The sequence below is a fragment of the Agromyces sp. SYSU T00194 genome (genome assembly GCF_040496035.1).
In the GTDB taxonomy this organism is placed as follows: domain Bacteria; phylum Actinomycetota; class Actinomycetes; order Actinomycetales; family Microbacteriaceae; genus Agromyces; species Agromyces chitinivorans.
Genome location: NZ_JBEPJZ010000001.1, coordinates 65114 through 86411 on the forward strand (window position 1 = coordinate 65114; position 21298 = coordinate 86411).

Annotated in this window: 21 protein-coding genes; 10 read left to right on the plus strand and 11 right to left on the minus strand. The window is 74.2% G+C overall.

From position 1 onward, the window contains the following. Positions 1–2 precede the first annotated feature (2 nt). Entirely contained in the window at positions 3–245 is a 243-nt protein-coding gene (locus tag ABZK10_RS00345; RefSeq protein ID WP_353807198.1) for a DUF2530 domain-containing protein, read from the plus strand. A 38-nt stretch (positions 246–283) separates the two neighbouring features. On the opposite strand, the gene ABZK10_RS00350 is transcribed toward ABZK10_RS00345, so the two are convergent. Further along, positions 284–1192 carry a DUF3027 domain-containing protein gene (locus ABZK10_RS00350; RefSeq protein WP_353807199.1) on the minus strand — a complete coding sequence of 303 codons (909 nt, stop codon included), beginning with the start codon at positions 1190–1192 and terminating at the stop codon, positions 284–286. Next, entirely contained in the window at positions 1185–1565 is a 381-nt protein-coding gene (locus ABZK10_RS00355) for a cold-shock protein (RefSeq protein WP_353807200.1), read from the minus strand. Before ABZK10_RS00355 ends, ABZK10_RS00350 begins: the two co-directional genes overlap by 8 nt. 104 nt (positions 1566–1669) lie before the next feature. On the opposite strand from ABZK10_RS00355, the gene ABZK10_RS00360 reads away from it, so the two are divergent. The 3 genes from ABZK10_RS00360 (at position 1670) to ABZK10_RS00370 (ending at position 5557) form a co-directional block, all read left to right on the plus strand. Further along, on the plus strand, positions 1670–1945 hold the full coding sequence (locus ABZK10_RS00360; RefSeq protein WP_353807201.1) for a hypothetical protein: 276 nt from the start codon (positions 1670–1672) through the stop codon (positions 1943–1945). Between the two features lie 39 nt (positions 1946–1984). Further along, a complete protein-coding gene (locus ABZK10_RS00365) occupies positions 1985–3817 on the plus strand; it encodes a helicase-associated domain-containing protein (RefSeq protein ID WP_353807202.1) in 1833 nt (610 codons plus the stop codon). Positions 3818–3916: 99 nt separating this feature from the next. Further along, positions 3917–5557 (plus strand): DNA repair helicase XPB, encoded by a 1641-nt coding sequence (locus ABZK10_RS00370; protein WP_353807203.1) that lies wholly within the window; start codon positions 3917–3919, stop codon positions 5555–5557. A 17-nt stretch (positions 5558–5574) separates the two neighbouring features. On the opposite strand, the gene ABZK10_RS00375 is transcribed toward ABZK10_RS00370, so the two are convergent. Next, complete coding sequence (locus tag ABZK10_RS00375; RefSeq protein ID WP_353807204.1) at positions 5575–6273, minus strand: pyrimidine reductase family protein; 699 nt, start codon at positions 6271–6273, stop codon at positions 5575–5577. Then, positions 6270–7097 (minus strand): dihydropteroate synthase, encoded by an 828-nt coding sequence (gene folP, locus ABZK10_RS00380; RefSeq protein ID WP_353809575.1) that lies wholly within the window; start codon positions 7095–7097, stop codon positions 6270–6272. Before folP ends, ABZK10_RS00375 begins: the two co-directional genes overlap by 4 nt. Positions 7098–7411: 314 nt before the next feature. On the opposite strand from folP, the gene ABZK10_RS00385 reads away from it, so the two are divergent. From ABZK10_RS00385 to ABZK10_RS00395, 3 genes are all read left to right on the plus strand, one after another. After that, a complete protein-coding gene (locus ABZK10_RS00385; protein ID WP_286310138.1) occupies positions 7412–8104 on the plus strand; it encodes a response regulator transcription factor in 693 nt (230 codons plus the stop codon). Between the two features lie 31 nt (positions 8105–8135). Further along, the gene (locus ABZK10_RS00390; protein ID WP_353807205.1) at positions 8136–9887 is read left to right on the plus strand and encodes a sensor histidine kinase; all 1752 of its coding nucleotides are present in this window, start codon (positions 8136–8138) and stop codon (positions 9885–9887) included. 363 nt (positions 9888–10250) lie between these two features. After that, a complete protein-coding gene (locus ABZK10_RS00395; protein ID WP_353807206.1) occupies positions 10251–10541 on the plus strand; it encodes a WXG100 family type VII secretion target in 291 nt (96 codons plus the stop codon). A gap of 14 nt (positions 10542–10555) precedes the next feature. On the opposite strand, the gene ABZK10_RS00400 is transcribed toward ABZK10_RS00395, so the two are convergent. The 5 genes from ABZK10_RS00400 to ABZK10_RS00420 all read right to left on the minus strand — a co-directional run bounded on the left by ABZK10_RS00400 (position 10556) and on the right by ABZK10_RS00420 (position 17731). Further along, positions 10556–11956, minus strand: coding sequence for an 8-oxoguanine deaminase (locus ABZK10_RS00400; protein ID WP_353807207.1), 1401 nt, complete (start codon positions 11954–11956; stop codon positions 10556–10558). Next, the gene (pucL, locus tag ABZK10_RS00405) at positions 11956–12861 is read right to left on the minus strand and encodes a factor-independent urate hydroxylase (RefSeq protein WP_353807208.1); all 906 of its coding nucleotides are present in this window, start codon (positions 12859–12861) and stop codon (positions 11956–11958) included. Before pucL ends, ABZK10_RS00400 begins: the two co-directional genes overlap by 1 nt. A 130-nt stretch (positions 12862–12991) precedes the next feature. Beyond that, positions 12992–15736: a molybdopterin-dependent oxidoreductase gene (locus ABZK10_RS00410; RefSeq protein ID WP_353807209.1), complete on the minus strand. Its 2745-nt coding sequence runs from the start codon at positions 15734–15736 to the stop codon at positions 12992–12994. Next, the gene (locus ABZK10_RS00415; RefSeq protein WP_353807210.1) at positions 15733–16536 is read right to left on the minus strand and encodes an FAD binding domain-containing protein; all 804 of its coding nucleotides are present in this window, start codon (positions 16534–16536) and stop codon (positions 15733–15735) included. The genes ABZK10_RS00410 and ABZK10_RS00415 overlap by 4 nt, the downstream gene beginning before the upstream one ends. 10 nt (positions 16537–16546) lie before the next feature. Continuing rightward, positions 16547–17731, minus strand: coding sequence for an XdhC family protein (locus ABZK10_RS00420; protein WP_353807211.1), 1185 nt, complete (start codon positions 17729–17731; stop codon positions 16547–16549). 180 nt (positions 17732–17911) lie between these two features. On the opposite strand from ABZK10_RS00420, the gene allB reads away from it, so the two are divergent. Together allB and ABZK10_RS00430 are read left to right on the plus strand one after the other, a co-directional pair. Then, entirely contained in the window at positions 17912–19279 is a 1368-nt protein-coding gene (gene allB / locus ABZK10_RS00425; RefSeq protein WP_353807212.1) for an allantoinase AllB, read from the plus strand. After that, a complete protein-coding gene (locus ABZK10_RS00430) occupies positions 19276–19791 on the plus strand; it encodes a nucleoside deaminase (RefSeq protein ID WP_353807213.1) in 516 nt (171 codons plus the stop codon). The genes allB and ABZK10_RS00430 overlap by 4 nt, the downstream gene beginning before the upstream one ends. Before the next feature lie 37 nt (positions 19792–19828). On the opposite strand, the gene uraH is transcribed toward ABZK10_RS00430, so the two are convergent. Continuing rightward, complete coding sequence (gene uraH / locus ABZK10_RS00435; protein WP_353807214.1) at positions 19829–20167, minus strand: hydroxyisourate hydrolase; 339 nt, start codon at positions 20165–20167, stop codon at positions 19829–19831. Further along, positions 20164–20676: a 2-oxo-4-hydroxy-4-carboxy-5-ureidoimidazoline decarboxylase gene (gene uraD, locus ABZK10_RS00440; protein ID WP_353807216.1), complete on the minus strand. Its 513-nt coding sequence runs from the start codon at positions 20674–20676 to the stop codon at positions 20164–20166. The genes uraH and uraD overlap by 4 nt, the downstream gene beginning before the upstream one ends. 16 nt (positions 20677–20692) lie before the next feature. Here uraD and ABZK10_RS00445 point away from each other — a divergent pair, with 16 nt between their 5' ends. Continuing rightward, complete coding sequence (locus ABZK10_RS00445) at positions 20693–21268, plus strand: nucleotidyltransferase family protein (protein WP_353807217.1); 576 nt, start codon at positions 20693–20695, stop codon at positions 21266–21268. Positions 21269–21298: the final 30 nt, after the last annotated feature.

Sequence of the window (21298 nt, forward strand, 5' to 3'; positions counted from 1 at the left end):
CCATGCGGTTCTGGCTGAGCGAGGACGAACGGCGCCCCGACCCGGAGCCGGTGCGCACCGACGCCCGGAAGGCCGTGCTCGTCGGCACGTCGGTCTGGGCGCTCGTGCTCGTCGGCGTGCTGGTCTGGCGCGAGCCGATCGCCGCGGCGGGCATGGCGTGGCTGGTGCCGACGGCGATCGTGGGCATCGCGCTCGGCGTGGTCGCGCTCGTCGTGGTGCAGGTGCAGCGCAGCCGTCGACGGTGAGCCCGCCGGGCTAGCGCAGGTCCGGGACCCGGGCGACGTCACTCATCGGACTCGTCGTCGTCCTCGTCCTCGTCGTCGTCGTCGTCGTCGTCGTCGTCGAAGTCATCGTCGTCGTCCGATTCGTCGTCCTCGTCGACGTCATCCGATTCGTCGTCCTCGTCGACGTCATCCGACTCGTCGTCGTCGTCATCCGACTCGTCGTCCTCGTCGACGTCATCCGACTCGTCGTCCGCCTGCGCGTCGGCGAGCCCGTCGATGTCGACGCCGTCGTACGCGTCGTCGCCGTCCTCGGCGTCGTCGTCGAGGTCGTCGGGGTCGTCGATGCCCTCGGTGCCGGTCGCATCGTCGACGTCGTCCGCCTCGTCGCCGTCCGCGTCCTCGCCGGCGGCGGCGCGCTCCTCGGCGGCGCGCTCCGCGGCCTCCGCCTCGGCACGCGCCTGCGCGGCGCGGTACTCGGCGAGCCGGTCGGCCCACGGCACCCACTCGGGCGCGAGGAGCGCACCGGCGCCCGGCACGAGCTGGCTCTCGAGGACCTGTGCCTCGCCGCCCTCGTCGGCGCGCGCGACCGTCACGCTCCACTTCCAGCCGGGGTACCCGGTCACGCGCGCGTCGAACAGCAGCGACAGCAGGTGCGCGCCGTCGACGACGTGGCCGGCCGGGGCGCCGACGGTCTCGGCGGGCGCGGCCTCGAGCAGCGCGGAACGCGCCAGGTCGACCGCCGCCAGCAGCACCTCGTCGGCAACCGACGGCTCCACGGGCTCGGGGGCGGGCTCGGTGGCATCCGCTCCCTCGGCTTCCGCACGGTCATCCGTCACCTCGGCCTCAGCCTCGGTGCCGCCGTCCGGCGCCTCGGCCGGCTCGGCGGCGTCCGCCGCGGCGGCATCCGCCATCATCGTGTCCTGCTCCACGGACTCGCCGGCGCCCTCGGCGCCCGTCTCGTCAGGCATCGAGATCGTCGGCGACCTTGCGCAGCACCGCCGCGATCTTGCGCCCCTCGGCACGGTCGGGGTAGCGCCCCTTGCGCAGCTTCCCGCCGGTGATGTCGAGCCACTTCACGAGGTCCTCGACGATGATCGCCATCTCGTCGGCGGGACGACGCTGCAGCTTCGTCACGCTCGGGCCGGCGTCGAGCACCCGCACCGACAGCGCCTGCGCACCGCGCTTGCCCTCGGCGACGCCGTACTCGACGCGGGAACCGGAACGCACCGCGGCGCCCGCGGGCAGCGCGGACGCGGGCAGGTGCACCTGCTGTCCGTCGTCTCCGGAGATGAAGCCGAAGCCCTTGTCCTCATCGAAGAACTTGACCTTGCCGGTTGGCATTGCTGACCCTCATTCGTATCGTCGTGCGGGCGCGCGGCAGTGCCGCGGCCCCGACCCCCCAGTCTAGTGCGAGGCCGATCCGGCCCTGCCCTATCCTTGGTCATGTGACGACGAGCACCCCACCCAGCGACCATCGCGCCGAGCGCGTCCTGGCCTACATGGTCGCCGGGACGGTCGGCTTCTCCATCCTCGCGTTCTTCGCGGTCATGATCGCCACGCTGGCGGGGGTCGGCGACGACGACGGCTTCAGCCAGGGCATCTGGCCGTTCATCATCGTGCTCCCGTTGATCGGCCTCCCGATCGGGTTCCTGCTGCTCGTCGCGCTCCTCATCGTCAACGGCGTTCGACGGGCACGTGAGTCCCGCCGGGGTTCGGCCTGATCCCGGCCGATGCTCCCACTGGCCACTCGACTGCGCGCGATGGAGCGCGAGTCGGTCGCGGCCGCGATCCGCTCGCGCGAGATCGACCCCTCGGGCATCGACGACGTCTTCGACCTCGCCGAGGCGCTGCTCGCCGATGACGCGCTCGACCGTGCGTTCGCGCGGCTCGACCGGCGACTCCTCGCCTTCCTCGCGATCGCCGTGGAGGTCGCACCCGACGACGGCCGCACCGACCTCGAGCACATCCTCGACGGCTGGCCGTCGGTGGCGCCGGGCGTGCCCGGCTCCGATGACGCCCGCCGCAGGCTCGACGAGCTCGACGCGCGCCTGCTGCTCCTCCGCGACGAGCACGGCCTGCTGGTGCAGCGCGAGGTCGGGGCGCGGCTGCGCGCGCGCATCGCCGCCGACCTGCCGAGCGCATCCGAGCTCGCCGCGCCGCCACCGCCAGGGCTCGTGCGCGACGACGACCTCGACACGGGGCTCGTGGACCGCCTGGCCGCCGAACGCGCCTTCCGCACCATCGCCGCGTTGGCCGAGGTCGTCGCCGCCGTCAGCCTCGAGCCGGCGCGCGAGCTGGTGCGCGGCGGCCTCGCCCTGCCCGATGCCAAGCGCCTCTCCGCCGCGGCGGGCATCGAGCTCGACGACCTTCCCGCCCTCATGGACCTCGCCGCGCGCAGCGAGTTGGTCACGCGCGACGGGGGGCACTGGCTCGAGACGCCCCGCGGGGAGGACTGGCTCGAGTCGGACACCGCGGAGCGCTGGCGCCGCCTCGCCGCCGCGTGGCGCGATCGCCTGCCCGACGAGCTGCTCGACCTCATCGCCGGCCGCTCGCGCCTCGGCGGCCCGGCACCGCTGATCGAGGAGGCGCGCTGGTTCTTCCCGGCCGGCGGCGCGTGGCTCGACGAGCGCGCACGGGTCGTCACCGCGGAGGCGGACGCGCTGGGCCTCACGGTCGCGGGCGTTCCCGTGCCCGCGGGTCGCTCCGTCGTCGCCGGCGACCTCGACACGGCCGTGGCCGCCACCAGCGCGCTGCTCCCCGGACACGTCGAGCAGGTGTACGTGCAGCACGACCTGTCGATCGTCGCTCCCGGGCCCCTCGCTCCCCCGCTCGACGCGCGGCTGCGGGTGCTGGCCGACGTGGAGGCGCGCGAGCTCGCGTCGAGCTATCGGGTGTCGGCGGCATCCGTCAATCGCGCACTGGCATCGGGCGAGACCGCCGAGACGCTGCTCGAGTTCCTGCACCGCATCTCGCTGACGGGCGTGCCGCAGCCGCTGGAGTACCTGGTGACCGAGACCGCCGCGCGCTACGGCCGCCTGCGCGTGGGCTCGGTGGCCCCCGACGAGATGCCCGCCCGCAGCTACGTGCGCAGCGACGACGACGCGCTGATCGGCACCGTCGCGGTCGACCAGTCGCTGCAGGCGCTCGGCCTGGTGCGCACCGGGACGCATCGACTCACCAGCCGGTTCGGCGCCGACGTCGTGTTCTGGGCGCTGAGCGACGCGCGCTACCCGGTCGCGGCCGAGGACGCCACCGGCGAGATCGTCGTGCTCCGGCGGCATCGCGTCGCGCGCGTGGCCGACACGCGACCGCCGCGCGACCGCATCGCCGAACTGGTCGAGCGCGTGCTCGGCGGCGCCGACGACCGCAGCACCGAGCAGGCCTGGCTCTCGCGCCGCCTCGAGACCGCCGCACGCGTGCGCGAGGCGGTCACCGTGAGCGTGCGGATGCCCGGCGGCGACATCGTCGACTTCGTGCTCGAGCCGACGAGCGTCGCGAACGGGCGCATGCGGGCCCGCGACCGCGCGACCGACATCGAGCGCACGCTGCCGATCTCCGCCATCGCGGGGGTCGCCGACGCGCCGTCGGACTGAGCGCCGGGGCATCCGCCTCCCCAGCCGCCCGCACGGCCCGCCACCGCGGATGCCCGCCGACCGCCCCCGTGCGCCGCGAGGCGGGTAGACTGGACCGCTATGTCCGACGGCCCTCTCATCGTCCAGAGCGATCGCACGGTGCTCCTCGAAGTCGCCAACCCGCTCGCCGAGGACGCACGCCACGACCTCGCGGTCTTCGCCGAGCTCGAGCGCGCGCCCGAGCACATCCACACGTACCGCATCACGCGGCTCGGGCTGTGGAACGCCCGCGCGGCGGGCCACGACGCCGATGACATGCTCGGCACGCTGGAGCGCTACTCGAAGTTCCCCGTGCCCACGACGGTGTCCGTCGACATCCGCGAGACCGTCGGCCGGTACGGCCGCCTCGTGATCGACCGCACCGACGACGGCGACCTGCGCCTGCGCAGCGACGACCTCGCGGTGCTCACCGAGGTCAGCGGGGCCAAGCGCATCGCACCGCTGCTCGCGGAACGCATCGACGACACCGGCTTCCTCGTCGCGCCGTGGGCGCGCGGGCAGCTCAAGCAGGAGCTCGTGAAGCTCGGCTGGCCCGCCGAGGACCTCGCGGGCTACACGCCGGGCACGCCGCACGACATCGACCTCGCCGAGGACGGCTGGCACCTGCGCGACTACCAGCGCAAGGCCGTCGACAACTTCTTCGACGGCGGCTCGGGCGTGGTCGTGCTGCCCTGCGGCGCGGGCAAGACGCTCGTCGGCGCGGGCGCCATGGCCACCGCCAAGACCACCACGCTCATCCTGGTCACCAACACCGTCTCGGCGCGCCAGTGGCGCGACGAGCTGCTGCGCCGCACCTCGCTCACGCCCGAGGAGATCGGCGAGTACTCGGGGCAGGTGAAGGAGGTCAAGCCGGTCACCATCGCGACCTACCAGATCCTCACCGCGAAGCGGAAGGGCGAGTACGCGCACCTCGCGCTGCTGGACGCGCTCGACTGGGGCCTCGTGGTCTACGACGAGGTGCACCTGCTGCCCGCGCCGGTGTTCAAGCTCACCGCCGAGCTGCAGGCCCGGCGCCGCCTCGGCCTCACCGCGACCCTCGTGCGCGAGGACGGCCGCGAGGGCGACGTGTTCTCGCTGATCGGCCCGAAGCGCTTCGACGCGCCGTGGAAGGAGATCGAGGCCCAGGGCTTCATCTCCCCCGCCGCCTGCTACGAGGTGCGCATCGACCTGCCGCAGTCGGAGCGGCTCGCCTACGCCGCATCCGCCGACGACGAGCGGTACCGGCTCGCCGCGACGGCGCCGGCCAAGCTCGACGTGGTGCGCGAGCTCGTCGCCAAGCACGCGGGCGAGCGGATCCTCGTGATCGGCCAGTACCTCGACCAGATCGAGGAGCTCGCCGACGCGCTCGGCGCCCCGCAGCTGACCGGCTCGACCCCGGTCGACGAGCGCGAGCGCCTGTTCCAGGAGTTCCGCGAGGGCACCACGCAGGTGCTGGTCGTGTCGAAGGTCGCCAACTTCTCGGTCGACCTGCCGGAGGCGACCGTGGCGATCCAGGTGTCGGGGTCGTTCGGCTCCCGCCAGGAGGAGGCGCAACGCCTCGGCCGGCTGCTTCGGCCGAAGGAGTCGGGCCTGTCGGCGAACTTCTACACGCTCGTCTCGCGCGACACGGTCGACCAGGACTTCGCGCAGAACCGCCAGCGCTTCCTCGCCGAGCAGGGCTACAGCTACACGATCCTCGACGCGCACGCGTTGGCCGCGTAGCGACGACCTCCCCGGTCCTACGCGGAGCGGTAGCGCAGGAACACGAGGTCGCCCGACGGGAGGGCGTGCACGAGGTGCATCCGCCTGGCCCGCTCGGCCGCGTGCACGACGATGCGGCCGGCGTCGCCGCCCGCGACGACCGGGCCGAGGGTGAGGCACAACTCGTCCACGAGGCCGGCGTCGACCAGTGCCCCGAGCAGGGTCGGGCCGCCCTCGCAGAGCACGCGCCCGTGTCCGATCCGGCGCAGGGCCGCGACGGCGGCGGGCAGGTCGACCGCGTCCTCGCCGAGCACCAGCACGTCGGCGACCTCGGCGAGCGCGGCGCGTCGGTCCGCGGGCGATCCGGCGTGGGTGAGCACGACGGGTCGCGCCGGGGCGTCGGCGAAGATCGGGTCGGATGCCTCGAAGGCGAGGCTCGACGACACGATCGCGAGCCGCGGGTGCGCCGGCTCCCCGACCGAGCGGCGCCACGCCGCGTGCTCGGGACCGAGCCGGAGCGCCCCGTACCCCTCGTGCCGGAGCGTGCCGCCCGCGACGAGCACGACGTCGGCGACCGCGCGGAGCACGCCCATCAGCTGCTGGTCGTCCTCGCCGCCGAGCCCGCCCGACCGCCCGTCGAGCACGGCCGCGCCGTCGAGGCTCGAGATCATGTTCGCCCGCAGCGCCCCGCCGTCGGGGTACGCGTAGGCGGTGCGCATGGCGTCGCGGTCGATCATCCGGCGTCCTCCTCGTACTCCTCGGGCAGGTTGTGCCGCAGCGGTCCCGCGGGCTCGCGCCAGCCGAGGATCGCCTCGGTCATGCGCATCGCGTCGACCGACTCGCGCACGTTGTGCACCCGCACGAGCCGCGCTCCCTGCGTGACGCACCAGACCGCTGCCGCGAGCGACCCCGCCACCCGGTCGCCGCGCTCTCGCGCGAGCGTCTCGCCGACGAAGTCCTTGTTCGAGAGGGCGACGAGGGTCGGATGACCCAGGGCGACGATGTCGCCGAGGCGGCGGGTCAGCTCGAGCGAGTCGCGGGTGTGCTTGTTCAGGTCGTGGCCCGGGTCGACGATGATGCGCTCCGGGGGCACGCCGTGCGCGAGCGCGACGTCGACCCGGCGGCGCAGGAAGTCGGCCACCTCGCCGACGACGTCGCCGTACGTGGGCGCCGGGTGGGGAGTGCGCGGTGCGGCGAGGCTGTGCGTGATCACGATGGTCGCGTCGCTGTCGGCCACGACGTCGGCCATGGCGGGGTCGTGGATGCCGGTCGTGTCGTTGATCACGTGCGCGCCCGCGTCGATCGCCGCCCGCGCCACGTCCGGGTGGAACGTGTCGACCGAGATGCCCCCCGTGCCGGCGAGCTCGCGCACGACCGGCACGACCCGGTCGATCTCCTCGGCGACCGGTATCGCGGGCCCCGGCGCGAACTTCGCCCCGCCCACGTCGACCCAGTCGGCGCCGTCGGCGTACGCGGCGAGCGCCGCGCCCACGGCGGCGTCGAGCGCGAAGGTCGCGCCGCGGTCGTAGAACGAGTCGGGCGTGCGGTTCACGATCGCCATGACCACGACCCGGCGGGCGAAGTCGATCTCGCGGCCGGCGATGCGGCGCACCTGCGCGGCGCTCACGCGGCGAGGTCCTCGCCGGCCGCGCCGGCCGCCCGGGCTGCCCGGGCCGCCCGGGCCGCCGCGAGTCCGCCGCCTACGATGATCGCCCGCCCGGTGGTTCCCATGTGCCGAGTCTTCCACGCGCTCCTGCCCCGTGCACCGGAACGGGCGCGATGCACCGGCGACGCATGGCTGCGCCACAGCCGCCCATCGACGCGCGTTCGACGGACTCACAGCCAAGTTCCAGTGAATCCGCAGATACTGGGATCATGAGCGACGGACCACGCATCCTCATCGTCGACGACGAGCCCAACATCCGAGACCTCCTCACCACCAGCCTGCGCTTCGCGGGCTTCGCGGTGCGCGCGGTCGGCAACGGCGCGCAGACCATCTCCGCGGTGATCGAGGAGGAACCAGACCTCATCATCCTCGACGTCATGCTGCCCGACATGAACGGCTTCGGCGTCACCAAGCGCCTCCGCTCGGCCGGGTACACCGCGCCGATCCTCTTCCTCACCGCCAAGGACGACACGGAGGACAAGATCACCGGCCTCACCGTCGGCGGCGACGACTACGTCACCAAGCCGTTCAGCCTCGACGAGATCGTCGCGCGCATCCGCGCCATCCTGCGCCGCACCATGCACGCCGACGAGGACGCGGTGATCCGCACCGGCGAGCTCACCATGGACCAGGACACGCACGAGGTGCTCGTCGGCGACGTGCCGATCGAGCTCTCCCCCACCGAGTTCAAGCTGCTGCGCTACCTCATGCTGAACCCGAACCGCGTGCTGTCGAAGGCGCAGATCCTCGACCACGTCTGGGAGTACGACTTCAACGGCGACGCGGGCATCGTCGAGAGCTACATCTCGTACCTGCGGCGCAAGCTCGACCAGCACTCGTCCGAGCCGCTCATCCAGACCAAGCGGGGCTTCGGGTACATGCTCAAGGCCTCCAAGGCCTGACTCAGGAACGCGCACGTAGACTCACGGCGCCATGCATCAGACACTCACCGACCGTTGGAGCCGCGTCTCGCTGCGCTCCAAGATCACGGGTGTCACGGTGCTCATGCTCACGCTGGGCCTGCTCGTGTCGGGCGTCGGCACCATGACGATGCTCGGCGGCTGGGTGGAGGACCAGCAGGACAAGAAGCTCGAGGCCATCGCGCGCGGCGACCTGGAGAAGTACTTCGTCGGCGGCGACGCGGGCACGACGCTCGAGGGCGAGGACCTGCGCCTCGACACCACCGACGACGTGTTCATCGCGGTCTACGACGGCGAGGGCGCCTTCGTCGCGCACAACTGGCTGCTGCACGATCGCGACTCCTGGCCCGAGATCCCGTCGGAGCTGACGCTCACCGACGTGGCACTGCTGAACTCCGGCAGCGGCTACACGGTGCGCACGCTGAACGACGTGAACGGCGACCCGAACTTCCACGCGATCGCGCTCGTCGCCACCGCCGACCAGCACGGCAACTTCGCGCCGGTGCTCGTCGCGGTGTCGATGACCGAGTCGCGCAACCTGCTCGCCGCGTACCTCACGATCTTCCTCGGCTTCGGCATCGGCGTCGTGCTGGTCGGGGCCCTCCTGACGCGGATGCTGGTGACCACGACGTTCGCCCCGCTGCGCGAGGTGGAGCACACGGCCGCCGCGATCGCCGACGGCGACTTCAGCCAGCGCCTCGGCGGCGCCACGCCGAACACCGAGGTCGGGCGACTGAACCGCTCGCTCAACACCATGCTGAACCGCATCGACCGCGCGTTCCGCGATCGTGCGCGCACCATCGACCAGATGCGCCGCTTCGTCGGCGACGCCTCGCACGAGCTGCGCACCCCGCTCGTCTCGGTGCGCGGCTACGCCGAGCTGTACCGCATGGGCGCGCTGCAGTCGCCCGACGACGTCGGCCAGGCGATGGACCGCATCGAGAAGGAGGCGATCCGCATGGGCGGGCTGGTCGAGGACCTGCTCGAGCTGGCGCGCCTCGACGAGACCAAGCCGCTGGCGCTCGCGCGGGTCGACCTGCTGCCGCTCGCGCGCGACGCCGCGCTCGACGCGATGGCGATCTCGCAGGGCCGAACGGTGTCGGTGCTCGCGCGCGGCATCGACGGCGACGAGACGACGGATGCCACGAGCCTGCCGTCCCGCCAGCAGGGCGACGCCGCCTCGCGGCCGGCCACCGGCTCCGGGCCGATCGCGTTCGCCGGCGCGACGCTCGCGCGCCTGCGCCGCCGCCCGCGGCGCGGGGTGACGCCCGACGCGGCATCCGTCGCCGAGCCGGAGCCGCTGTTCGACCTCGAGGGCGCCGACGCGGACCTGTCGGACGACCTGCCCGAGGCCGTGCCGGCGATCGTCATGGCCGAGGAGAACAAGCTCCGCCAGGTCATCACGAACCTCATGGCGAACGCGATGCGCTTCACCCCCGACGACAGCCCGATCGAGATCGTCGTGTCGACCGACCGCGCGAGCGAGTCGGCGACCATCGAGATCGTCGACCACGGCGAGGGCATCCCGCCGCAGATCCGGGAGAAGATCTTCCAGCGCTTCTGGCGCGCCGACACGTCGCGCACGCGCGAGACCGGCGGCTCGGGCCTCGGGCTGGCGATCGTCGCGTCGATCGTCGCCGCGCACAACGGCGCGGTCGGCGTGGTCGAGACGCCCGGCGGCGGTGCGACCTTCCGCGTCACCCTGCCGCTGGCCGACTCGGCGCGCGCGCCCCGGTCGCTCGCCGCGGGCGACACCCCGGCCTGACCCGCGCCGTCGCGCCGCGTCGCCCGGGTGGGTGACGCGTCTCAGGAACCCCGCTCCCCGGGTGCGGGTGTCCCTTTTCAGGAACCCGGCTGCGGCGGGTACGGATTCGTGCTCGTCATCGACCGAGGATGCACGGTTCTTGCGTCCCCGCCTCCCGGGCGGCGAGTTTCACCGCGCCGACTGCCAGGGCTCCTGAGAAGTGACCACCCTGCGGGAGCGATCGCGCACCGGGGCGACGCAGCGGGCGCGCGTGCGTCCTCCACAAGGGGGGACGGGGCGACGTTCGGATGCGACGCCGAGACGGGTGCGTCCGCGCAGGCCGGGCGAACCTACGGTCGGATGCACCGAGCGAGAGGATGCCCCATGACCACGTTCCACGTCGACAGCGACCAGGTGCTGACCACCGCGTCCGCGGCGCAGGCCACGATCGAGCGGCTGATGGCCGACACCGCCGGGCTGAACGCCCAGCTGACCGGGCTGCAGGGCGCCTGGTCGGGCCAGGCGTCGCTGGCGTTCCAATCGGCGGTCGCCGAGTGGCGCGCCGTGCAGCAGTCCGTCGAGCAGACGCTCGCGGGCGTGCAGCAGGCGCTCGGCGCCGCAGGCGCGCGCTACGCCGAGGTCGAGCAGGCGAACGCGGCGCTGTTCGTGCGCTGAGCCGAGGGCCGCGGTCAGGCGCGCTCGGCGAGCGCCGTGCTCGCCCGCGCGGCGGCTCCGGCGATGGCAGCGGCATCGGTGGTGACGAGCTCGCCGTCGGCGACGACCGTGCGGCCACCGACCACGAGCCGCGCGAGCGGCGGCAGCGCCGCGAGGCCGAGCGCCGCGACCGGGTCGGCGATGCCGGCGTGCTCGACGCCGTCGATGCGCCAGAGGGCGAGGTCGGCGAGCTTGCCGGGCTCGATCGAGCCGAGCTCGTCCTGCCGGCCGAGCACGCGCGCCCCGCCGATCGTGGCGAGGCGCAGCGCCGTGCGCACGTCCATCGCGCCGGCGCCGTCGCGCAGGCGCGCGAGCAGCACCGCCTGGCGGATCTCGTCGCCCAGCCGGCCCGACTCGTTCGACGCCGCGCCGTCGACGCCGAGCCCGACCGGGGCGCCCGCGTTCACGAGCGCGCGCACCGGCGCGATGCCCGCCGCGAGCCGCGCGTTCGACGACGGGCAGTGCGCGACCCCGGTGCCGGTCTCGGCGAAGCGGCGCACGTCGGCGTCGTCGAGGTGCACGCAGTGCGCCATCCAGACGTCGTCGCCCAGCCAGCCGAGCGACTCGAGGTAGCCGGCGGGCGAGGTGCCGAACCGCTCGCGGCAGAACGCCTCCTCCTCGACCGTCTCGGCGCCGTGGGTGTGCAGGCGCACGCCGAGGTCGCGCGCGAGCGCGGCCGACTCCCGCAGCAGGTCGGCGGTCACCGAGAACGGCGAGCACGGCGCCGCAGCGACGCGCACCATCGAGGAGAATCCCGGGTCGTGGTACGCCTCGACCGCCCCGCGGGTCGCCGCCAGGGCGGCATCCGTCGTCTCCACCGCGAAGTCGGGCGGCAGTCCGCCGGCGCTCCGTCCGAGGTCCATCGACCCGCGCGTCGCGTGCAGGCGGATGCCCACCTCCGACGCGGCCTCCACGATCGCGCCGACCAGGTCGCCCGCGCCCGCCGGGAACACGTAGTGGTGGTCGGCGAGCGTCGTGCAGCCCGAGCGGGCGGCCACGGCGAGCGCGCCCGCGGCCCCCGCGCGCACGAGGTCGGCGTCGATGCGCGACCACATCGGGTACAGCGCGACGAGCCAGTCGAACAGGATGTCGTCCTGCGCGAGCCCGCGCGTGAGCCACTGGTACAGGTGGTGGTGCGTGTTCACGAGCCCCGGCGTGAGCAGGTGCCCGCGCCCGTCGACGCGCTCATGGGCGGATGCCGCGAGCTCGCCGGGCACCGGCCCGGCGCCGACCGCGGTGATGCGGTCGCCGTCGACGACGACCCAGCCGTCGGCGTGCTCGGTGCCGGCGGCGTCGACGGTCGCCACGTGGCATCCGTCGATCACGACCCGGCGAGCGCCCGCCGCCGGAGCCGCGCCCGGAGCCGCAGCCGCCATCAGACGAGCCCGGTGTAGTGGTCCCAGGCCGGGCCGGCGTCGGGTGCGTCGTCGCGCGTGACGGTCGCCTGGATCAGGCCGTACGGCCGGTCGTCGGCGTGGAAGACCTCGTTGTCGTTGGCGATGCCGAACGGCGCGAGGTCGTAGAGGAAGTGGTGCTTGTTCGGCGCCGACATGCGGATCTCGACGATCTCTGGGTACGCCTCGAGCACGGCGCTGCCCATCGCGTAGAGGGTCTGCTGCAGGGCGAGCGAGTGCACGTTCGCGAAGCGCTCGATCATCACGGCCTTCACGCCGTCGTACACCGCGTTCCAGTCGACCTCGGTGGTGCCGAACCGCCAGGTCGCGACCAGCGAGGTCGCCATGATGCGGTCGTTCGTCGGCTGCAGCACCGTGTACTCGTCCTCGAGGAAGCCGTGGAACTCCGAACCGGTCGACTTCAGGATCACGAGGTCCTTGAAGCCGCCGGTCACCCAGGTCTGCTGCGCGTCGCCCGAGCCCGCGACGGTGACCGACGCGAGGCGCACCTCCGAGCCGTTGCGCGTCCAGGTGTGGTCGTGCGGGGCGCCGTCGGCGACGACGCGGTCCCACGCGAACTCCTCGATCTCGATGCGGGCGGATGCCACCGGTGCGACGTCGTCCACGAAGTGCCGCGCGAGCACGAGGCCGTACGCCTCGAGCTCGGCGAGGCCGTGGAGCTTGGCGTACGCGTACGCGGTCTGCTTCTGCGTGTCGGTGGGCAGCACGTTGCCCTGGTCGCCCTCGAGGTGGGCCGCGGCGAAGTCGCCGCGCAACGCGGTCGACACGTTCACGTCGCGGATCTCGTGGCGCGGACTGTCGCGCACGATCCGCACGATGCGGTTCTCCGCCTTGCCGTACCGGTCGTCGCCGAGGATGATCGCCATGTCGTGCTCCCTGCTTCCTGAATTGCCTGTCGAGTTCCTGAATTGCGTGGGTCGGTTGCTGATTGCGTGCGTCGGTTCCTGAGTTGCGCGGGTCGCGTTCCCGAGGTGCGCGGCGTGTTGCCGAGGAGGCTCACGTGGTCGCTGCGAGCCGCCAGACGCGGTCGCGCGAGAACGGCAGCTCGTGGGGCCTCGCGCCGATCGCCCGGCGGATCGCATTGCCCATCGCCGCCGCGACCGGGTTGTACGGGCTCTCGCTCATCGACTTCGCGCCGAACGGCCCGAGGTCGTCGCTCGTCGAGGCGAAGTACACCTCGGTGTCGGGCACGTCGGCCATCTGCGGTACGCGGTAGAGGCGGAAGACCGGCGTGGTGACGCGCCCCTCGTCGAGCATGACCTCCTCGTAGAGCGCCCCGCCGATCGCCTGGGCGACGCCGCCCTCGACCTGGCCGCGGCACTGCTCGGGGTTCATGACGGTGCCCGCGTCGGCCGCCTGGATCGACTGCAGGATGCGGACGGTGCCGGTGCGCACGTCGACCGCGACCCGGAACGCGTGCACGTTGTAGGCGAGCGAACGTCGTTCGCCGTACTCGGCGCCGCGCGCGAACGCACCCTCCGGCGAGCGGTGGTCGGCGGGCACGGCGGCGACGAGCTCGGCGAAGCCGACGCGGCGTCCCCCGGCGAGCGCCCCATCGCGGTCGAGCACGACCGCATCCGGCGCGCACCCCGCGATGCCCGCCGCCGCGACGGCCAGCACCTCGCGCAGCGCGAGCGCGGCGGCGTGCACCGCCTTGCCGGCCACGGTCGTGCCGGCCGACGCGAACGCGCCGGTGTCGTGGCTCGTGGCATCCGTGTCGGCCTGGTGGATCGCGATGCGGTCCGTGCCCGTGCCGAGGTCGGTCGCGACGATCTGCGCGTGCACGGTCGTGGTGCCGTTGCCGAACTCGCTGGTGCCGACGCCGAGGAGGTAGGTGCCGTCGGGGCGGAGCGTGACGGTCGTCTCCGCGATGTGCCCGCGCGGGGCCATGGTCGCGATCATCGCGGCGGCCATGCCCTCGCCGACGCGCCACTCGGGCCCCTCGGGTGCGGCGACGCCGTTGCCGCGCCGCAGCGCCTGCTCGGCGAGGTCGAGGCACTGGTCGATGCCGTAGCTGCCGTGCTGCAATTCGGCCTCGGGCTCGTCGTGCCAGGCGAAGGGCGGTTCGCCGTCGCGGATGACGTTGCGGCGGCGCAGCTCGAACGGGTCGATGCCGAGTTCGAGCGCCAGTTCGTCGAGCGCCGACTCGACGCCGAAGATCACCTGCCCGAGCCCGTATCCGCGGAACGCGCCCGACGGCGGGTTGTTCGTGTAGACCGCCTCGGCGTCGACGCGCTTGACCGGGCTGCGGTAGAGCGAGATCGACTCGGAGCAGGCGTGGAACAGCACGCCGCGGGAATGGTTGCCGTAGGCGCCGGTGTCGCTCAGCACGTCGACGTGCATGGCGGTGAGCAGGCCCTCGCGGCTCGCGCCGAGCCGCACCGAAACGCGCATGGGGTGCCGCAGCGTCGTGCGCGTGAACTCCTCGGTGCGGGTGAGCTCCCAGCCGACCGGCCGCCCCAGCTCGAGCGCGGCGACCGCGACGAGGTCCTCGGTGAGCAGCTCCTGCTTGCCGCCGAATCCGCCGCCCACGCGGGCGGCGTGCACGCGCACGCGCTCCGCCGGCAGGTCGAGAATGCGTGCGAGTTCGGCGCGCACGAGGAACGGCACCTGCGTGCTGGAGCGCACCACGAGCCGGCCGTCGTCGTCGATCCAGGCGATGCTGCCGTGGGTCTCGAGCTGCGCGTGGCTCTGGCGCTGCGTCCGCCAGGTGCCCGAGACGGTGACCTCGGATGCCGCGAGCGCCGCCTCGACGTCGCCGCCGAAGCCCGCGTGCAGCGCCGCGATCACGTTGCGGTCGGCCTCGTCGACGCGGTCGTCGGGCGTGCGGCCGGGGTGGATCACCGGCGCGCCCGGTTCGCGTGCCGCATCCGGGTCGAAGACGGCGGGGAGTTCCTCGTACTCCACCTCGATCGCGCGGCACGCCTCCTCGGCCGCGGCGGCGGTCGTGGCGACGACTGCCGCGACCCGCTGGCCGACGAACCGCACGACGTCGTCGAGCATGCGGGTGTCGTCGGGGTCGTCGGTGCGGTGCTGGTGGCGTCCGGTCGAGAACCGCGTGCCGGGTACGTCCTCGTGGGTGAGCACGAGCTCGACGCCCTCGATCGCGCGGGCGGCCGCGGTGTCGATCGAGACGATGCGCGCGTGGGCGTGCGGCGACCCGAGCACGCGCAGGTGCAGCATGCCGGGCACCGCGGCGTCGAACGTGAACGGCTCGGTGCCGGTGACCACGCGCCGGGCGGCCGGCGGGTGCGCCGACGTGCCGACCGCACCGGTCGAGCCCAGGTTGCGCGCACCGCCGCGCGCGCCCGCCGCGACGCCCGCGTGGATCGACTCGCGGATGCTCCGGTACCCCGTGCACCGGCAGAGGCTCCCCTTCATGCGACGGGGCAGGTCGTCGAGATCGTCCTCCCCGAGCGTCGAGGCGGTGACGATCATGCCGGCCGTGCAGAAGCCGCACTGGAAGCCGAAGTGCTCGACGAACGCCTCCTGCATGGGGTGCAGCGCGTCGGGCGTCCCGAGCCCGGCGACCGTGGTGACCTCGGCCCCCTCGGCCCGGTGCGCCGGCGTGATGCAGGAGTGCACGGGCACGCCGTCGACGAGCACCGCGCAGGCGCCGCAGTCGCCCGCGTCGCAGCCCTTCTTCACCTCGACGTGCGCGTGCTCGCGCAGGTAGGTGCGCAGGGACTGCCCCGCCCGGGGCTCGCCGTCCTCCGGGTGGCCGTTCACGATGGTCCTCATGCGGCCAGCTCCTCGCGCACGTCCTCCAGCAGGGCGACGCTCACGGCGCGACGCCAGTCCGCCGTGCCCAGCGGGTCGGTGTAGTACCCGGGTGCGTCCTCGACCGCGCGGCGCAGCGTGGTCGCGTCCGGGATGCGATCGAAGCGCAGCACCGTCGGGCGCTCGGTGGCGGCGGTGATCGCGAAGGTCGCACGGCCGTCGTCGTCGACGCGGCCGGTGAGCACGGCGCCCGAGCGTCCCAGCTCGGCGAGCGCGATCTTGCGGAACGCCGTGCGGGCGGCCAGCGCGTGCGCGGGCAGGTCGATCGCACGCAGCACCTCGCCCGCGCCGAGGTCGTTCGTGCCGTTGCCGGTCACGAGGTCGGCGACCGGCCGCCGCAGTTCGCCGCCGTCGGGCGCCCAGACCACGGCCTCGCCGTCGAGCGTGACCGCGAGCGACACCATGCCGGCCGCGGCGAACGACCGGCAGACGTTGCCGCCGACGGTCGCGGCGTTCCAGATCTTGAACGACGCCAGCAGCGCCGACGCGCACTGGAACACGAGCGGATGCGACGGGTACGGCGCCCATGCGGGGTGCGCGACGAGCTCGGCGATGGTGCACGTCGCGCCGATCCGCAACCCGCCGTCGACCTCCTCGAGCGGCGCCCAGCCCATCGTCGTGAGGTCGACGAGCCCGGTGGTGCCCACCTGCGGCTCGGAGTACAGCCAGGTGCCGCCGGCGACGAACCGCTCACCCGGCGCGAGCGCGAGGTCGTCGCGGGTGGTGGCGCGGCGGTAGGCGCGCACGGTCTCGAGGTCCATCGGCGCCGCCTCAGTGCGCGGGACGGCCGGCGTGCACGACCGTCGAGGGCGTCGGTGCGGGGGCATCGTCGCCCTCGCGGGTGGTGCAGTGGATCGGGCCGCGCACGTCGCGCAGCGGCAGCCCCGAGGCGCCGGTACGTGCGGCGACGACCTCGGCGAGGATCGACACGGCGGTCTCGGCGGGCGTCGCCGCCCCGAGGTCGAGGCCGATCGGCGAGTGCAGGCGGGCGAGCGCGGCGTCGTCGACGCCCGCCTCGCGCAGCAGCCGCAGCCGCTCGTCGTGGGTGCGGCGCGAGCCGAGCGCACCGACGAACGCGATCGGGAGCCGCAGCGCTGCGGCGAGCACGGGCACGTCGGTGCGCGCGTCGTGCCCGAGCACGCACACGACGGTGCGCGGGTCCGTCGCGGTCGCCGCGAGGTGCTCGACGGGCCGCGCGACGACGACCTCGTCGGCGTGCGGGAACCGCTCGGGCGCGGCGAAGACGGGTCGCGGATCGCAGACGGTCACGCGGTAGCCGAGCGGGCGCGCGGCGGCGGCGAGCGCGTCGCCGAATGCGACGGCGCCGTAGACGAGCAGTCGGGGCGGGGCGAGGCGGCTCTCGACGAACAGCCGCAGCACGGCCTCGTCGCACTCGACCTCGACGGGCCCGGTGCGGCCGGTCGCGACCGTCCGGTCGACCTCGGCGCGCAGGCGCTCGGCGCGGAGCGAGCGGATGCCGGCGGCGACCAGGTCCGCATCGGTGATCGCCGCGGCCGGCACGCCCGCCGGGAGCACGCGGCCGATGAGCGGCGGCGGCCCCGCGACCACGACGGCGACGCCCGCGTCGGAGCCCGCCAGCGCGGCGTGGAACGGCCCCGCCGCGGCATCCGCCCCCGAGTGCCGCCCCGGGAACGGCTGCACGAACACGTCGAGCTCGCCGCCGCAGCTGAGGCCGACCGCGAACGCGGTCTCGTCGTCGATGCCGAAGCGCTCGGTGCGCGCGACGCCGTCCTCGAGGGCGAGGCCGCACAGCTCGAACACGGCGCCCTCGACGCAGCCGCCCGACACGCTGCCCGCGACCCGGCCGTGCGCGTCGACCAGCATCGACGTGCCCACCGGCAGCGGCGCGGAGCCCGTGATCGCGGTCACCGTCGCGAGCGCGAACGACTCCCCGCGGCCGAGACGGGCCACGACGTCCTGCGCCAGTTCGAGCATCGATACCTCACTTCGCAAACGGGTGCGGATCACGTCCGTACGATCGGGTGATCCTATGCGCGACGCGTTAACCCGGTGTTTCGATCCTGCCCCCATCCGGCGCCGAGCGCACGGGACCTTCGCCGCATGCACGCAACCGGCGCGAAATGCGACGCTGTTAACGTCAGCCGTGGAGGAACCATGCCCGATACCCCGCTCCACGACCTCGTCGTGCGCGCCGATGCCGCGCTCGTCGACGGCCGCCTCGCCCCTGCCGAGATCGGCGTCGACGACGGCGTGATCACCGCCGTCGCCGCCGCCGGCAGCGGCCTGCGCGGCCGCGAGACCGCACGGGTCGACGGCGGCCGCGTGCTGCTGCCGGGCGTCGTCGACGCCCACGTGCACGTGAACGAGCCCGGCCGCACCGAGTGGGAGGGCTTCGCGACCGCGACCCGCGCCGCCGCGGCCGGCGGGGTCACGACGATCCTCGACATGCCGCTCAACAGCATCCCGCCGACGATCGACCCCGGCGCACTGCGCGTGAAGCGCGAGGCGGCGGGCCGCGCGGCACACGTCGACGTCGGGTTCTGGGGCGGCGCGGTGCCCGGCAACCTCGGCGCGGGGGCGCTCCGCGCCCTCCACGACGCCGGCGTCTTCGGCTTCAAGGCGTTCCTGTCGCCGTCGGGCGTCGACGAGTTCCCGCCGCTCGACGCCGCGGGCCTCGACGCCGCGCTCGACGAGCTCGCCGCGTTCGACGGCCTGCTCATCGTGCACGCGGAGGACCCGGACGTGCTCGACGCGCACGCGAACGACGGCGGGCCGAGTCCGCGCCGGTTCGCCGAGTCCCGGCCGCCGCAGGCCGAGCTCGACGCGGTGCGCCGGGTCATCGCGGGCATCCGTCGCACCGGGGGCCGCGCGCACATCCTGCACGTGTCGTCGGCCGCGGTGCTGCCGCTCGTCGCCGAGGCCAAGGCCGAGGGGCTGCGCCTGACCGCCGAGACCTGCCCGCACTACCTGACGCTCGACCTCGAGCACATCCCCGACGGCGCGACGGCGTTCAAGTGCTGCCCGCCCATCCGCGACGAGGGCAACCGCGACCTGCTCTGGCAGGGGCTCGTCGACGGCACGCTCGACTGCGTCGTCTCCGACCACTCCCCTGCGACCGCCGACCTGAAGCTCGGCTTCGACGGCGACTTCGGTCGCGCCTGGGGCGGCATCTCCGGGCTCCAGCTCTCGCTCGCGAACGTCTGGACCGACGCGCGCCGCCGCGGCATCGGGCTGGAGCTCGTGCTCGACCGGATGTCGCGCGCCACTGCCGACCTGGCCGGCCTGCCGCACAAGGGGCGCATCGCCGTCGGCGCCGACGCCGACCTGGTCGCCTTCGACCCCGACGCGGCGTTCACCGTCGAGGCGGCCGCGCTGCGGCACCGCAACCCGGTCTCCGCCTACGACGGCAGGACGCTCACGGGCGTGGCCGACGCGGTGTGGCTGCGCGGCACGCCGATCCACCCCGACGGTCCGCCCACCGGGCACCTGATCGACCGTCCCGCCGAAGGGAGCACCCGATGACCCACGACGCACCGAGCCCTGCGCCGGCCTCCGCCGAACCAGGCCGCGACGACCGCTACTGGCTCGAGCAGGCCGTCGAGCTGGCCGTCGAGAACGTCGGCGACGGCGGCGGACCCTTCGGCGCCGTCGTCGTGCGCGACGGCCGGCTCCTCGCCGCGGGCGGCAACCGCGTGACCCGCGACCTGGACCCCACGGCGCACGCCGAGGTGTGCGTCATCCGCGAGGCGTGCCGCAGCATCGGCGACTTCTCGCTGGCCGGCGCCACGCTCTACTCGTCGTGCGAGCCGTGCCCGCTGTGCCTGGCCGCGGCGCTCTGGGCCCGTGTCGACCGGGTGGTGTACGCGGCCGACCGCGACGACGCCGCCGACGGCGGGTTCGACGACCGGGAGTTCTACGAGCTCTTCGCGCGCGACCGCGCCACCTGGGACACGCCCGTCGAGCAGCTCCGCACGGACGGCGCGACGACTCCGTTCGACGCCTGGCACGGCAAGGACGACCGCACCGACTACTAGCGCCCGTCGCGCCTGGCTGCCTGCTCGCCCACCGCGCCTAGCTGCCGCGGTACGTGGAGTACGCGAACGGGCTGAGCAGCAGCGGGATGTGGAAGTGCTGCGCGGGGTCGTCGAGCAGGAAGTCGATCGCGACCTCGGCGTAGAAGGTCGGCCGGTCGCCGAAGTACGCGGCCGTGTCGAAGACCACGCGGTAGCGCCCGGCGGGCAGCTGCTCGGGCCCGAGCGTGCCGACCCGCCCGTCGGCGTCGGTGATGCCGGTGCCCACCGTGCGCCAGCCGACGGCATCGGATGCCTCGAGCCGCACCCCGACCCCGGGCGCCGGGCGCCCGGTGGTGGCGTCGAGCACGTGCGAGGTGACGTGGCTGCGGCCGGTCATGCCGCCGCTCCGATCGGTGCCGACGCGCCGCCGTAGAGCTGCTCGAGCCGCAGCAGCGCGATCTGGGCGAGCTGGTCGGCCACCGTCTCGAGCTCGCTCGCGTCGTCGAGTTCCAGACGTCGCCGCAGCTCGGACAGGATCTCGGCCCGGCTGCGGCCGGCGGCGCGGATGAGGAAGACGCGGCCGAACCGCTCCTCGTAGGCCCGGTTGCCGTCGGCGATGGCGCGGGCCAGGTCCTCGTCCGATGCGTCGGCCGACGCCTGCTCGGCGCGCGAGAACGACTGGGCCGCCCCCTCGCCGGTCGGCCGCTCGCCGATGCGGGGGTGGCTCGCGAGCGCCTCGTCGACCTCGGCGGCGTCGAGCCGGGCGGCCGATGCGGACGCGGCGGTGCGCAGGGCGTCGAACGAGTCGTACGGGGCGCCGGCGGCCACGTCGTCGACGAACCGGGCGACGTGCAGGCACGCGGCGAGGTCGGCGCGGAAGGCGTCGGGCGCGGGCGTCTCGGGCATGTGGTCCACTGTAGTGATGACCGGTCAGGTGCTCGGCGTGGTGCTCGCCGCGGGGGCCGGCGCCCGCATGGGCCGCCCGAAGGCGCTGGTGCGCGAACCCGACGGCACGCCGTGGGTGGAGCTGGCGGTGCGGATGCTGCGCGAGGCCGGCTGCGCGTCGGTGCTCGTCGTGCTCGGGGCCGAGGCGGATGCCGCGCGCGAACTGGTGCCGGAGGGCGCCCGGGTCGCGGAGCATCCGGGCTGGCGCGACGGCCTGGGCTCGACCGTGCGCCGTGCGCTCGAGGTCGCGGCCGACGCCCCGGCCGACGCCGTGCTGCTCACGCTCGTCGACCTGCCGGGCCTGCCCGCGAGCGTCGCGCGGCGGGTGCTCGCCGCCGCGCCGGACGACCTGCGCGCGTCACTGGCCCGTGCGGTCTTCGGCGGCCGGCCCGGCCATCCGGTGCTCGTCGGACGCGACCACTGGGCGCGGCTCGCCGAGACGCTGCACGGCGACGCGGGCGCGAGCGCCTACCTGCGCGCCCACGACGCGCGCGCGGTCGAGTGCGGCGACCTCGCCGGCGGCGAGGACCGCGACCGGCCCGGGCCGGGCTGAGCGGCGGGCGTGGGCGGATGCGCCGCCCGG

Coding starts and splice junctions, on each gene's coding strand:
- ABZK10_RS00430 (WP_353807213.1), top strand. CDS start 19,276: ATGACCCACGACGCACCGAGCCCTGCGCCGGCCTCCGCCGAACCAGGC.
- allB (WP_353807212.1), top strand. CDS start 17,912: ATGCCCGATACCCCGCTCCACGACCTCGTCGTGCGCGCCGATGCCGCG.
- ABZK10_RS00350 (WP_353807199.1), bottom strand. CDS start 1,192: ATGCCTGACGAGACGGGCGCCGAGGGCGCCGGCGAGTCCGTGGAGCAG.
- ABZK10_RS00410 (WP_353807209.1), bottom strand. CDS start 15,736: ATGAGGACCATCGTGAACGGCCACCCGGAGGACGGCGAGCCCCGGGCG.
- uraD (WP_353807216.1), bottom strand. CDS start 20,676: ATGCCCGAGACGCCCGCGCCCGACGCCTTCCGCGCCGACCTCGCCGCG.
- ABZK10_RS00385 (WP_286310138.1), top strand. CDS start 7,412: ATGAGCGACGGACCACGCATCCTCATCGTCGACGACGAGCCCAACATC.
- ABZK10_RS00375 (WP_353807204.1), bottom strand. CDS start 6,273: ATGATCGACCGCGACGCCATGCGCACCGCCTACGCGTACCCCGACGGC.
- uraH (WP_353807214.1), bottom strand. CDS start 20,167: ATGACCGGCCGCAGCCACGTCACCTCGCACGTGCTCGACGCCACCACC.
- ABZK10_RS00420 (WP_353807211.1), bottom strand. CDS start 17,731: ATGCTCGAACTGGCGCAGGACGTCGTGGCCCGTCTCGGCCGCGGGGAG.
- ABZK10_RS00445 (WP_353807217.1), top strand. CDS start 20,693: ATGACCGGTCAGGTGCTCGGCGTGGTGCTCGCCGCGGGGGCCGGCGCC.
- ABZK10_RS00395 (WP_353807206.1), top strand. CDS start 10,251: ATGACCACGTTCCACGTCGACAGCGACCAGGTGCTGACCACCGCGTCC.
- ABZK10_RS00400 (WP_353807207.1), bottom strand. CDS start 11,956: ATGGCGGCTGCGGCTCCGGGCGCGGCTCCGGCGGCGGGCGCTCGCCGG.
- ABZK10_RS00365 (WP_353807202.1), top strand. CDS start 1,985: ATGGAGCGCGAGTCGGTCGCGGCCGCGATCCGCTCGCGCGAGATCGAC.
- ABZK10_RS00370 (WP_353807203.1), top strand. CDS start 3,917: ATGTCCGACGGCCCTCTCATCGTCCAGAGCGATCGCACGGTGCTCCTC.
- ABZK10_RS00355 (WP_353807200.1), bottom strand. CDS start 1,565: ATGCCAACCGGCAAGGTCAAGTTCTTCGATGAGGACAAGGGCTTCGGC.
- ABZK10_RS00415 (WP_353807210.1), bottom strand. CDS start 16,536: ATGGACCTCGAGACCGTGCGCGCCTACCGCCGCGCCACCACCCGCGAC.
- ABZK10_RS00390 (WP_353807205.1), top strand. CDS start 8,136: ATGCATCAGACACTCACCGACCGTTGGAGCCGCGTCTCGCTGCGCTCC.
- ABZK10_RS00345 (WP_353807198.1), top strand. CDS start 3: ATGCGGTTCTGGCTGAGCGAGGACGAACGGCGCCCCGACCCGGAGCCG.
- pucL (WP_353807208.1), bottom strand. CDS start 12,861: ATGGCGATCATCCTCGGCGACGACCGGTACGGCAAGGCGGAGAACCGC.
- folP (WP_353809575.1), bottom strand. CDS start 7,097: ATGGCGATCGTGAACCGCACGCCCGACTCGTTCTACGACCGCGGCGCG.